Here is a 12,410-nt window from a genome sequence, read left to right as displayed (position 1 = left end):
GACCACCCACGACGCGATCTCTCCGCCGCCCGCTCCGGCGGCCGCGCCGGGGTCCAGATCGGAAATGTGAGCCAGTACGCGGGCCGCGAGGTCGAGGGACCGCCTGGCCAGCAGCTCGGCGAACAGCGCTTGCTTGGACTCGAAATTGGAGTAGACGGCTCCCTTGGTGAAGCCGGCGCGGTCTGCGATGTCGGTGAGTTTGGCTGCGGCATAGCCATTTTCGGTGAACTCGTCCGCTGCGGCGGCGAGCAGTCGATCTCGAACGTCGGCACGCTGCGGTCGTCGCTGCGACTGTGTCGACCCCCACTTTTCTTGCTCGTCGGCATTCACGATACCTAGAGTATTGAATACCTCGGGTATCGACAAGATTCAGGAGTCACCCATGCGCAAGATGTCACTGCTCGCCGCCGCGGTGCTGATACTTCAGCTCGGCTTCATCCTCAGCTACGTCTCGGCGTTTCATCAGCCGACTCCGCATGCGATCCCCATCGCGGTGGTGACCGAAGCCGGTCTCCCCGAGGGGCTGGACCAGCAGACGACCGATCGCCTGAACGCCATCGACGGCGCCCCGCTCGAGGCACGCACCGCGGCCGATACCGCCGAGGTCCGTTCACTGCTCCGCGACAGGGAAGTCATCGGGGCCTATGTCGTCGGCGCGAACGGGACGGACACGCTCATCACCGCCAGCGCAGCAGGCAGCTCCGAAGCCACCGCGCTGCAATCGATCTTCACCGAGGTCGACGCCGCCCAGGGCCGCCAGTTCGTGGTGCGCGACGAGATCCCGGTCGGTGTGCACGACAACCGAGGGTTGTCCGGTTTCTATCTCTCGGTCGGGTGGGTCGTCGGCGGCTACCTTCTGGCTGCCGCATTCGGACTGTTGATCGGGGCACCGACCTCGCGCCGCGAAACCTGGATGCACGTCGGCATTCTCGCGGTGTACTCCCTCGCTTCCGGCACTCTCGGCGCATTCCTCACCACCCATGTACTGGAAACCTTTGCCGGCCATTGGTTTCCACTGACCCTGCTGGGCACCGGGGTCGTCTTCGCCACCGGACTGTTCACCATGGGCCTGCGCGCCCTGATCGGTGTCGCGGCGGTGCCCGCCGCCATCGCGCTGTTCGTCATTCTCGGAAACCCCAGTGCAGGAGGCGCTTTCGGGTCCGATGTACTGCCGTCGCTCTACGCCTCGATCGGTCGGTGGATCACCCCTGGCATCGGCACCGAGGGCGTACGCAGCATCGTGTACTTCTCCGGCACCGGACTGGGGCAACCCGCACTCGGCCTGACGCTCTACATCGTGATCGGCGCGCTACTGATGGTCGCGGCGGCTCTGCGGCGTCGGTCTGCACACAACCCGATGAGCTCACGCGAGACCAGTAAAGTGTGATCCCATGACCTCCACCTTCCCGCTGCCTCTGCCCGATCTCGCTGTCCGCACTCTCGGAGGCGCAGTCGTGTGGGCGAACGACGAGACGTTCGCGGAGAAGGAGAATCTCGTCAGTCCCGGCAAGGCCGACTATTCGACCGCGACGTTCGGGCACAAGGGTCAGATCTACGACGGGTGGGAGACGCGTCGGCGACGCGAGGCAGGCTACGACGAGGCCATCGTGCGTCTCGGCGCACCGGGCGTCGTCTCGGCAATCGTCGTCGACACCTCGTGGTTCACCGGAAACTACCCGCCGGAGATTTCGGTCGAGGCCGCCGAGGTGCAGGGCTTCCCGTCCCCGGACGAGCTGCGCACGCAGACCGAGTGGACCACCATCGTCGCGCGCAGCCCGGTCGACGGCGACAGCGAGAACAGGTTCGCCGTCGCCTCCGACGCGCGGTGGACGCACGTGAAACTGTCGATCTACCCGGACGGCGGCGTGGCGCGGTTGCGGGTACTGGGCCGCGGCAAGCCCGATCCCGAGTTCCTCGCGGCCGGGCCGGTCGACCTGGCAGCGCTCGAGAACGGTGCCTACGTCTCGGCGTGCTCCAACATGTTCTACAGCTCCCCCAACAATCTGCTGTTCCCCGGCCCGCCGCGGTCGATGGGTGAGGGTTGGGAGACCTCGCGTCGACGCAACGACGCGAACGACTGGGTTCAGGTACAGCTGGCAGGCAGCGGGCTCGTTCGTCTTGCCGAGCTCGACACCACCTGCTTTCTCGGCAACGCCCCGGGCGCGGCGTCGCTGCGCGGACGGCTCGGTGAGGGCGAGTGGATCGAGCTGTTGCCGCGAACGACGTTGCAGCCCGACACCCGTCATCGCTTCGTACTCGATCACGAGACCCCGGTCTCGGAGGTTCGGATGGACATCTTCCCGGACGGTGGCATGGCGCGACTGAGACTGTTCGGTGATCTGGACACGGGAGTGGAGCCTGCAGGAACGACCCAGGAATAGAGCGGCGTAAACGGTCGCGGGGCAATAGGGTTGGTTCATGTCCCGGCTACTTCATCCGAATGCAGCCCATGTTGCCGACACGCTGATTTCACGTGGTCATCACGGGGTGGTGGTCAGCAGTCCGGAGGGCACGCACACTGCCGCCGATGCTGCTGCCGCCCTCGGTGTCGACGTGGGCGCGATCGTGAAGTCGATGGTGTTTCTACTGGGCGACGAGCCGGTGCTGCTGCTCGTCTCCGGTGCCCACAACGTTCATCTCGAGCACACCGGCGAGCGTCTCGGCGGCGTGTTGACGCGCGCGCCTCTGGACACGGCCAAGCATGCCACCGGCCAGCCGATCGGTGGGATCGCCCCGGTCGGCCACCCCACCAACCTCGATACGTTCGTCGACCAGGATCTGGCCGGCTACTCCGAGGTGTGGGCGGCCGCCGGCCACACCAACACGATCTTCAGGTCCACGTTCACCGAGTTGGTGCGCATCACTGCGGGTCTGGCGATCGACGTCACCTGACCGCCGCGCACGTCCCGAGGACGCGAATCCTCAGGACGCGAGAGTCGGGGCGATCGGTGCGCCGAGGACCGCGTCGACGACGTCGATGTCGAGTCGAGTCCCGCGGGATTCCAGCAGCGGCAGTACGCCGTTGTTGATGAGAACCGACTGGCGAGCGACGTCGCCGAGCGCTGTCAACGTCACGCCGTCGGCCACCTCGGCCGCGGTGACATCGGAGATCAAACTGGCCAGTCCTGCCGGTGTTCCGACGTAACGGATCGACGACGGGCTGCTCGGCGCATCCAGTGCGGCGAATTCCCGACGGGCCGTCCGGGCATCGGCCGCGATGTGGATCTCCAGGTCGAGAAACACTGCCGTGCTGTCGGCAGATTCGCCGCGGTCGACTGCCTCGGCGCGGAGCCGCGCGCGTTGCTGCTGGGATTCCCGCAGGTCGGAGGCCTGGATTCGGACCACATCCGTTTCGGGAGCGGCGGTCAGTTCGGTCCAGCCCGCAGTGAATTCGACGGCGACGCGGGTGAAGTTGTGCGACATGAGTGGTGGTCCTGATTCTTCAGACGGTGGCATTCGGTCGGAGCGGAGCCGAACTCGAACACGACCCGGACGCAGTGCGGCACAGATCCACATATCTGTTGCACCAGTGGCGGTTGCCCGTCCACACGACACTCACGGTCATGACGCCATGCTAACCGTCTGCGGGGGTGCACGGGGATCCAACCCCGGCGGTGCTGAGCCCACCCACCCCGTCCACCCGGCCGGCCAGCTCGGGAAAGGGTCGCGGGTCGGGTACGGGGTTCCACCAGCCGGCGTCCTCCGCGTAGTGCCAGTTCGATCCCGATTCGACCAGGGCGGCGAGTGCGTCGACGAGTCGGTCCACATCGGCCGACGAGCTGCCGAGGCCGATGCTGGCCCGCACCGCTCCGGCCGCATGCCCCAGCCTGCTCAGCAGTGGGTGCGCGCAGAACTTCCCGTCCCGCACGCCGATTCCGTGTTCGGCGGAGAGGTACGCGGCGACCTCACCGGGGTCGCGTCCGGCGACGGTGAAGGTGACGATGCCGACGCTGTCGGTCGCGTCGGCCCACACCTCCAGCTGCTCGACGCCGTCCAGTGCGGCCAGCCCGTCGCGCAGTCGGGACGACAGTTCGCGCTCGTGCGCCTGCAGCTCGGCATCGTCGAATCCGGCAATGGCCTCGCAGGCCGCGGCCAATGCGGCAACCCCGAGCACGTTGGGGGTGCCCGCCTCGTGCCGCTGCGGCGCCGGAGCCCAATCGGTGTGGTCGATGCCCACGCTCCGTACCGCGCCACCGCCGGCCAGGTGTGGCTCACCGAGGTCGAGCCAATCATGCCTGCCCACAAGCACTCCCGCGCCGAACGGGGCGTAGAGCTTGTGTCCGGAGAAGGCGAGGTAGTCCACCCCGAGTGCGGCGATGTCGACCCGCCGATGCGGAACCAGCTGGGCACCGTCCACCGCGATGCGTGCGCCGTGCCGATGCGCCAGTGCCGCGAGTTCCGCGATCGGCAGAACTTCTCCGGTGACGTTCGATGCGCCCGTGATCGCAAGCAGAGCAGCAGGTTTCGCGGCGAGCTCGGCGTCGAGGCGGGCGATGGTCTCGGCCAGGGTCGACGCAGCCACCACCACTCGTCGGTCACGCCACGGCAGCAGGTTCGCGTGGTGTTCGATGTCGAGCACCACGGTCTCACCCGGCACACATGCGGCCAGCAGGTTCAGCGAGTCGGTGGTGTTCCGAGTGAACACCACCACCGAATCCGACTGCGCACCAATGAAATCGGCGACCGTCACCCGCGCCTTCTCGTACGCTGCCGTGCAGACCCGTGAGGCGTACCCGGCACCGCGATGAACACTGGAGTAGAACGGCAGCAGTTCCGCGATCCGATCGGTCACCGCCGCCAAAGCCGGTGCGCTGGCAGCGTAGTCGAAATTGGCGTAGGTGCAGGTGCCGCCCTGCACCAGAGGTACCTGCAGATCCGTGCCCGAAACAGGGGCAAAAGGAGCACAGGGACGGGAAAGTACAGATGTCATGACAGATCAAGCCCTCACGTTCGAGGGACCCGCAACCGAAGGATGTGGTGAACGAGTCCGCGCTTGCCGCGCCGGTTTTCCGACATCAGCCTGGTCGTCACCCGGAGCACCCCACCGCGGAGGAGGGTTGCCGACCAGCGAGCCGGGGCTTGACGCTGGTACTCGTGACCGTGGAGAAGACACTGGCAAAACCACTGCGGTTTTGTCAAGCCGGAACTCACGCGTGGGCAGCAGTAGGATTCCCGCGGTGGGAAGGAGCGCTCGTTCACCTGCTGGCAAACAGAACGTGAGATAACCAACGGCGCTGCTCTCTCAGCAGAACAGAGTCCCAGCACCACAGAGTCACTTGCCAACGAACGAGAAGGACGCCCGGTTGTCTGTGCATCAAGAGAACGATCTGCCGGGTTCGAGCGCGGACACCGCGCCTGCACCGGCGGCGTTTCTTCGCTCGTCGCTCGCCCCCCCTGCCCGGACTCTCATCGACGTTCTCCGTGATACCGCTCATCGTTTTCCCGACGCCCCCGCCATCGACGACGGTGCCGTCTCGGTCAGTTACGCCGAGTTGTTGGACGACATCGCCGAGGGCGCCCAGTGGCTCGCCGATGCCGGTGTCAGGCGCGGTGATCGCGTCGGCATCCGCATGCCGTCGGGTTCCTTCTCCCTTTATGTCGCGATCCTGTCCATCCTCGCGGTCGGTGCCGCGTACGTGCCGGTGGACGCGGACGATCCCGAGGAGCGGGCCGAGTTGGTCTTCGGTGAGGCGAAGGTGACGGCCATCGTCACTGCGGGCGGCATCGCCGCCGGTACTGCTCCCAAGCAAGACGGCCTTCCCGAGACCGACCCACTGCCGCCGACTCCCGAGGACGACGCGTGGGTCATCTTCACCTCCGGTTCGACGGGCACGCCCAAGGGTGTCGCGGTCAGTCATCGCAATGCGGCGGCGTTCGTCGACGCCGAGGCCCGCATGTTTTTGCAGAAGGATCCACTCGGCCCGGGTGATCGGGTGCTGGCCGGTCTGTCGGTGGCGTTCGACGCGTCGTGCGAGGAGATGTGGCTGGCGTGGCGGCACGGTGCGTGTCTGGTTCCGGCACCCAGGTCGTTGGTGCGGTCCGGTTTCGATCTGGGCCCGTGGCTCGTCTCCCGCGACATCAGTGTCGTCTCGACGGTGCCCACCCTCGCGTCGCTCTGGCCCGCGGTGGCTCTGGAGGCGGTGCGGTTGCTCATCTTCGGCGGAGAGGCGTGCCCGCCGGAACTGGCCGAGCGGCTCGCCGTCGAAGGCCGTGAGGTCTGGAACACGTACGGCCCCACCGAGGCGACGGTCGTCGCGTGCGCGGCGATCATGGACGGGAAGGGGCCCGTCCGCATCGGATTGCCGTTGGACGGCTGGGACCTGGCCGTGGTCGACGCTTCGGGCACCCCGGTGCAGGTCGGCGAAGTCGGTGAGTTGGTCATCGGCGGCGTCGGACTCGCTCGGTATCTCGATCCGGCCAAGGACGCCGAGAAGTACGCGCCCATGCCCTCTCTGGGATGGGACCGGGCGTACCGCAGCGGCGATCTGGTCAAGCTCGAGCTCGAAGGTCTGCTGTTCCAGGGCCGCGCGGACGATCAGGTCAAGCTCGGCGGTCGACGCATCGAGCTCGGCGAGATAGACAATGCGCTGCAAGCACTTCCGGGAGTCGGCGGCGCGGCGGCCGCCATCCGCAAGACGGCCGCCGGCAACTCGGTGCTCGTCGGATACCTCGCCAGCACCAACCCCGATTTCGACCTCGAAGCCGCTCGCGAATTGCTGGCCGAACAGTTGCCTGCAGCGCTGGTCCCCCGGCTCGCGCTGGTGGACGAGATGCCGACGCGCACTTCGGGCAAGGTCGACCGCAACGCGCTGCCGTGGCCCCTCCCCGGTATGGCGGGCGCGTCTGCGCTCGGCGGTACGGCGGGGTGGGTGGCCGAATTGTGGACCAACATCCTCGGCGCGCAGGTTTCCGACGAGAACGCCGATTTCTTCGCCAACGGCGGCGGTTCGCTGTCGGCCGCTCAGTTGGTGACGGCGTTGCGCGAACGGTTCCCCGAGATCACCGTCGCGCAGCTCTACGACCACCCACGGCTGGGTTCACTGGCGCAGTATCTCGACGATCTGAAGCCTGTCGTCGAGGCCGTTCCTCGTGACGTGGCACCGACGTCCCGTACCGCGCAGTGGGCTCAGATCGCGGCAACGGTTCCGTTGACCACCCTGACCGGATTGCAGTGGGTCACCTGGCTCGGACTGCTGTTCAACGTCATGTCCTGGTTCGGCGACGTGCCCTGGGCTCCGACGCTGTCGTGGTGGTGGGTACTCGTGGCGTTCGTCCTGTTCATCACTCCGGTCGGCCGGATGGCGATCGCGGTGATCGGATCTCGCATCCTGCTGGCCGGGCTGAAACCCGGCGCGTATCGACGCGGCGGGAGCATGCACATCAGGCTGTGGGCAGCAACGAGATTGACCGATGCCAGTGGTGCGTCGAACCTTTCGGGTGCACCGTGGATGGTCTACTACGCGCGCGCTCTGGGTGCCAAGATCGGCAAGGGTGTCGACCTGCACACGATGCCGCCGGTCACCGGCATGCTCGAGCTGGGCGACGGCTGTTCCATCGAGCCCGAGGTGGATCTGTCCGGGCATTGGATCGACGGAGATCTCGTCTACATCGGCGGCGTCGAGATCGGCGCCGGTGCCACCGTCGGCGCCCGCTCGCCGCTCTTGCCCGGCACCAAGGTCGGCAAGAACGCTGTCGTCACGGCAGGCTCCGCCGTCGTCGGACGGGTGAAGGCCGGTCAGATGTGGTCCGGTTCGCCGGCTCAGAAGGTCGGCAAGGCCGATCATCCGTGGCCCGCGGAAACGCCACCGCGCGCGACCAAATGGGTGTTCGCGTACGGCGTCGCGTCGCTGTTCCTGTCCGGCATGGCACTGTTCTCGATCGGCGTCAGCCTGGTGCTGATGGGCTGGTGGATTCACACCGCGGACTCCGTGTTCGACGCCTTCGAACGTGGTCTGGTGATGTTGCCCGTCGCGACGATGGTGTCGTTGGCGGTGTTCGCGGTGATCACCGTCGTCGCGGTGCGATTGCTCAGCATCGGTCTCGTCGGCGGCTACCACCCCGTGCGCAGCCGTATCGGCTGGCAGGTCTGGGCCACCGAACGGTTGATGGACTCCGCGCGCACCTTCCTGTTCCCGCTCTACGCGTCACTGTTGACGCCGCATTGGCTGCGGCTCCTCGGCGCGAAGATCGGCAAGGACGTCGAAGCGTCGACGGTGCTGATGATCCCCAAGTTCACCACCGTCGCCGACGGCGCGTTCCTCGCCGACGACACGATGGTCGCCAGCTACGAACTCGGCGGCGGCTGGATGCATCTGGGCGACGCCAAGGTCGGCAAGCGGGCGTTCCTCGGCAACTCCGGCATGACCGGGCCCGGACGAACCGTTCCCAAGAACGGCCTGGTCGCGGTGCTGTCCGCGACGCCGGACAAGGCGAAGTCCGGCTCGTCGTGGCTCGGCAGTCCGCCGGTGCGGCTGCGTCGGGCCCCCGGTAGTGCGGATTCGTCGCGCACGTTCGATCCGCCCCGCAAGCTCAAGGTCGCCCGGTCGTTCGTCGAGACGTGCCGGTTGATTCCCGTCGTCGTGACGTTCGGCATCGGACTCGGAGTGCTGTTCTCGCTCACCGCCATCGCCGACTCCGTCGGGTACTGGTTGGCTGCATTGCTCAGTGGCGTCGTCCTGCTGGTCGCCGGTTTCGTGGCTGCTGCGGTATCGGCGTTGGCGAAGTGGTTGTGGGTGGGCCGGATCGGCAAGACCGATCACCCGCTGTGGAGTTCGTTCGTGTGGCGCAACGAGGTGGCAGACACGTTCGTCGAGACCGTTGCCGCACCCTGGTTCGCGCGCGCCGCCGAGGGCACCGCGGTACTGAACATGTGGTTGCGGTGGCTCGGTGCGGATATCGGCCGCGGCGTCTGGTGTGAGACGTACTGGCTTCCCGAGGCCGATCTGGTGACGTTGGCCGACGGTGCGACGGTCAACCGAGGGTGCGTTGTGCAGACGCACCTGTTCCATGATCGGATCATGTCCATGGACACGGTCGATCTCGGCAGAGGCGCAACACTGGGACCACACTGTGTCGCGCTGCCTGCATCGGGTATAGGTGATGGTGCGACGGTGGGGCCTGCCTCTCTGGTGATGCGCGGCGATACGGTTCCCGCGCATACTCGTTGGCAGGGCAATCCGATCGCGCCGTGGGCCAAGGGTGATCCCTTTCCGCGTATTCGCGACGACCGAAACGAGGGGTGAGCTACCGTGCCGGACAGGCTCGTGGCACCGGTGTTCGACGTCGACTCCAGTGACAATCCGATCGATACGTATCTCCCCCAGAACGGCAACCGCGGCTATCGCGTCTCGCGCTACGAACTCGACCTCGAGTACAAGGTAGAGAGCAACCGGCTGGCGGGTAAGGCGAAGATCACCGCGGTCACCACTGCGACGGTGTCGAAGTTCGCGCTCGATCTCGGCCCGGCGATGAACGTGTCGAAGGTGTCGGTCAACGGATCGCGTTCGGTGAAGTTCAGCCACCAGCGCGGCAAGCTGAAGATCACGCCCGCCAAGCCCATCGCGTCGGGTGCGGCACTGGTGGTGACGGTCGCGTACGGCGGAACCCCGAAGCCCATCAACGGTTTGTGGGGTGAGGTCGGCTGGGAGGAGCTCACCGAGGGCTCGCTCGTCGCCAGCCAACCCAACGGCGCTGCGTCGTGGTTTCCGTGCGACGACCATCCGGTGTCCAAGGCCAGCTACGGCATCACCATCACCACCGATTCCCCGTACTACGCGGTGGCCAACGGAACGTTGGTGCGCAAGCAGACTCGCGCCAGCCGCACCACGTGGGTGTACGAGCAGCCCGAGCCGATGGCCAGCTACCTCGCCACCATCCAGATCGGTCCGTACGAGCATCGCATCGTCAGCCCGGGGCCGGTGCCGATGAAGGCGATCACTCCGCCGCGCCTGCGAGCGCAGTTCGATCACGACTTCGGTCGTCAACCGCAGATGATGGACACATTCGTACGGCTCTACGGCCCTTACCCTTTCGCGTCGTACACCGTGGTGGTGACCGACGACGACCTCGAGATTCCGATCGAGGCGCAGGGGTTGTCGATCTTCGGTGCCAACCACTGTTCCGGCTCCCGGTACTACGAGCGTCTGGTGGCGCACGAGCTGGCGCACCAGTGGTTCGGCAATTCGCTCACCCTCGGCAAGTGGGCCGACATCTGGCTGCACGAGGGATTCGCGTGCTACTCGGAGTGGATCTGGGCCGAGAACTCCGGCGGCGCAACGGCTCACGACAAGGCCAAGCGGGCGCACACCATTCAGCGCGGATTGGCGATGGACCTGCAACTCACCGACCCGGGGCCCGAGCGCATCTTCGACGACCGCGTTTACAAACGCGGCGCACTGGCACTGCATGCAGTGCGACGCACCATCGGCGACGAGCGATTCTTCGGACTGATCCAGGAATGGACCTCCAAGTACCGCTACTCGACGGTCGCAACGGCGGACTTCACCGACCTCGCCTCCCGCTTCGGTTGCCCCCGAAATCTGTGGGACGCATGGCTGGTGGCCAAGCAACTTCCGTCGTTGCCGTAGCTCCCGCGGGCAATCGGCTCCCCAGTTTCGGATATCAGCCTGCAATCGGAGGCCTGAATCCAAGTCTGGGGAGCCGATCCTCCGGTCAGACCCGCCGACGCCGCTTCTGCGCGTAGCCGATGGTCAAGAAGCCCGCCGACATCAACGCGAAAAGATTGATCGGCGACGCGATCGCACGGCCGACACTCGAATCGAGTGCCACGACCTGAAACAGCACCCAACACACGATGACGCCCAGCACCGCGAAAATCGGCCAGGGTCCGGAGTAGTTGTACTTCATGCTCGCTCCCGTCGGACGAGGGATGTGCCCGCTCCACGGTACCCACCGCATCGGCTGTGTCAGCGAACTCCGATTGACAACACCAAGCCGGCCACGGCGTAGCCGTACAGCGCTACCGTTGCCAGTGCTTGTCGCCAGAAGCCCGGCGGGAACGACGCCGCCCAGCGTCCCCTGCCGTCCAGTTGCAGATCGCAGGGGAAGTCGCTGATGGCCATGGCCGATCCAGGATTCTTCGAGTGCGCGAGCACCACGCCGGTGGTGAACGGCAGTCCCCGAACGAACAGATGGCCGCGCGCTTCCCCGGCCCGGTACCGCACCGTTGATTCGGTGACAACCCCTGTGTACCAACGTCGTTGGACGTTCCAGCCGGTGGCGTGCGCGAGGCGAAGATTGCGGTCACCACGCGGTGCCGTGTCCACGGTCTCGACGTCGGCGATCAGTCCCCAGCGCAGCATCGACGCCCACCAGGCAATCCGTCGGCTGCGAAATACCACTGCACCCAGCAGCACGATCGCGAAGACGTAGGGCACCATCGTCGGAAATCTCGACCAGCATGCGGCCGGCACGATCACCGCGACGAGAAACCAGTACGCCTCACGCCGGTTCCATACTGTGGCACCCGCGATCGCCACCGTCGGAGGCACCCGATGCGGCGGGACCGTGCGCGAGGACTGCAGCATGATGCCGCTGATCCTAGAGCCGAACCGCCCCTACGCGCTCGGCAAGTGCGCAGACGTTTTCGATCGCACCACCAGGCCACACAGTGCCGCCATCACCGCGCCGAAGCCGAAGATGATCGGATACGTGACCACGCCGGGCCATGTCTCGGTCAATGCCGACAGCAGGGCGGGCACCGCGAAGCCCAGGTAGGTCAGCGAATAGAACACCGCGGTGAGGCCGGCGAGATCATCGGGGCCCGCAATGCGTTGCACCTCTTGCAAACCCGAGACCAATGCCATGCCGTACCCGCACCCCAGCACTGCCGCCGCGATCAGGGCCGCGGCGATGGTCAGCACCGACGCCGCCCACGCCGCGACAGCCATGCCGACAACAAGCAGTGTCAGCGCAACCAGAGCGCCTCGCGCACTGGCGGGAGTGTCGATTCGACGCCCGACGGCCTGGATCGCGAAGCCGGAACCGAGCGCGATCACCGCCATCGCGGCCGACAGAGCGACGGGATAGCCGCCCCCGGGCTCGTCGGCCAGCGCGTCGGCCATCAGTGACGGCAGCACCGCGTACGCGACGCTCGCGGCACCGAACACCCACGGGGCCAACGGCAGCACGACGAACAGGAACCGTCGATGGGAGGCGGACGGAATCCTCAGGTCGTCGAGCAGCTTCTTGTTCTTCGATGCCGCTGTGGCAGTGCGAGTTTCGGGAACCGACAGCATGCCGACACCGGCGACGATGCAGATCAGCACGTGCACGCTGTAGGCGAGGTGCGTCGGCCACGGCGCCCACTGCGCGAGCACACCGGCAACTCCGGCACCGAGGGCGAAGCCCGCGGTCAGCGACATCGCCGCACGGCGCGCTCCGGCACCGGG

General features: G+C 66.6%; 11 protein-coding genes and 1 riboswitch. Of the genes, 5 read left to right on the top strand and 6 right to left on the bottom strand.

The window, feature by feature from the left end; all coding sequences use genetic code 11:
• On the bottom strand, positions 1 to 330 hold a 330-nt coding region (locus A2J02_RS22110), incomplete at its 3' end, for a TetR/AcrR family transcriptional regulator (protein WP_197478103.1).
• Positions 331 to 382: 52 nt separating this feature from the next.
• Between A2J02_RS22110 and A2J02_RS22105 the strand changes: the two genes are divergently transcribed.
• Genes A2J02_RS22105 through A2J02_RS22095 form a run of 3 tightly spaced genes read left to right on the top strand, consistent with a single transcriptional unit; the run spans position 383 to position 2,892 of the window.
• Positions 383 to 1,387, top strand: a complete 1,005-nt coding sequence (locus A2J02_RS22105) for a hypothetical protein (RefSeq protein ID WP_068053624.1) — start codon at positions 383 to 385, stop codon at positions 1,385 to 1,387.
• 4 nt (positions 1,388 to 1,391) lie between these two features.
• A complete protein-coding gene (alc, locus tag A2J02_RS22100; protein ID WP_068053619.1) occupies positions 1,392 to 2,381 on the top strand; it encodes an allantoicase in 990 nt (329 codons plus the stop codon).
• A gap of 37 nt (positions 2,382 to 2,418) precedes the next feature.
• The gene (locus tag A2J02_RS22095) at positions 2,419 to 2,892 is read left to right on the top strand and encodes a YbaK/EbsC family protein (RefSeq protein ID WP_068053615.1); all 474 of its coding nucleotides are present in this window, start codon (positions 2,419 to 2,421) and stop codon (positions 2,890 to 2,892) included.
• 30 nt (positions 2,893 to 2,922) lie between these two features.
• Here A2J02_RS22095 and A2J02_RS22090 read toward each other — a convergent pair whose 3' ends face one another.
• The gene (locus tag A2J02_RS22090; RefSeq protein WP_068053612.1) at positions 2,923 to 3,423 is read right to left on the bottom strand and encodes a hypothetical protein; all 501 of its coding nucleotides are present in this window, start codon (positions 3,421 to 3,423) and stop codon (positions 2,923 to 2,925) included.
• Positions 3,424 to 3,574: 151 nt separating this feature from the next.
• Entirely contained in the window at positions 3,575 to 4,930 is a 1,356-nt protein-coding gene (locus tag A2J02_RS22085) for an aminotransferase class V-fold PLP-dependent enzyme (RefSeq protein ID WP_068053609.1), read from the bottom strand.
• A 54-nt stretch (positions 4,931 to 4,984) separates the two neighbouring features.
• Positions 4,985 to 5,100: riboswitch (SAM riboswitch) on the bottom strand.
• A 209-nt stretch (positions 5,101 to 5,309) separates the two neighbouring features.
• Between A2J02_RS22085 and A2J02_RS22080 the strand changes: the two genes are divergently transcribed.
• Both A2J02_RS22080 and A2J02_RS22075 read left to right on the top strand, forming a co-directional pair.
• Entirely contained in the window at positions 5,310 to 9,242 is a 3,933-nt protein-coding gene (locus A2J02_RS22080) for a Pls/PosA family non-ribosomal peptide synthetase (RefSeq protein ID WP_231911492.1), read from the top strand.
• Between the two features lie 6 nt (positions 9,243 to 9,248).
• Entirely contained in the window at positions 9,249 to 10,586 is a 1,338-nt protein-coding gene (locus A2J02_RS22075; RefSeq protein WP_068053606.1) for a M1 family metallopeptidase, read from the top strand.
• An 85-nt stretch (positions 10,587 to 10,671) separates the two neighbouring features.
• Here the strand turns inward: A2J02_RS22075 and A2J02_RS22070 are convergent, their stop codons facing one another.
• The 3 genes from A2J02_RS22070 to A2J02_RS22060 all read right to left on the bottom strand — a co-directional run.
• Positions 10,672 to 10,866, bottom strand: coding sequence for a hypothetical protein (locus tag A2J02_RS22070; RefSeq protein WP_068053604.1), 195 nt, complete (start codon positions 10,864 to 10,866; stop codon positions 10,672 to 10,674).
• A gap of 59 nt (positions 10,867 to 10,925) precedes the next feature.
• Entirely contained in the window at positions 10,926 to 11,546 is a 621-nt protein-coding gene (locus A2J02_RS22065) for a hypothetical protein (RefSeq protein WP_068053601.1), read from the bottom strand.
• Between the two features lie 30 nt (positions 11,547 to 11,576).
• Positions 11,577 to 12,410 (bottom strand): MFS transporter (locus A2J02_RS22060; RefSeq protein ID WP_068053598.1); only part of this gene is annotated, 834 nt, incomplete at its 5' end.

The organism is Rhodococcus sp. EPR-147 (assembly GCF_001647185.1).
Classification (GTDB): Bacteria; Actinomycetota; Actinomycetes; order Mycobacteriales; family Mycobacteriaceae; genus Rhodococcoides.
This window is presented reverse-complemented; position numbering and strand designations above follow the sequence as displayed.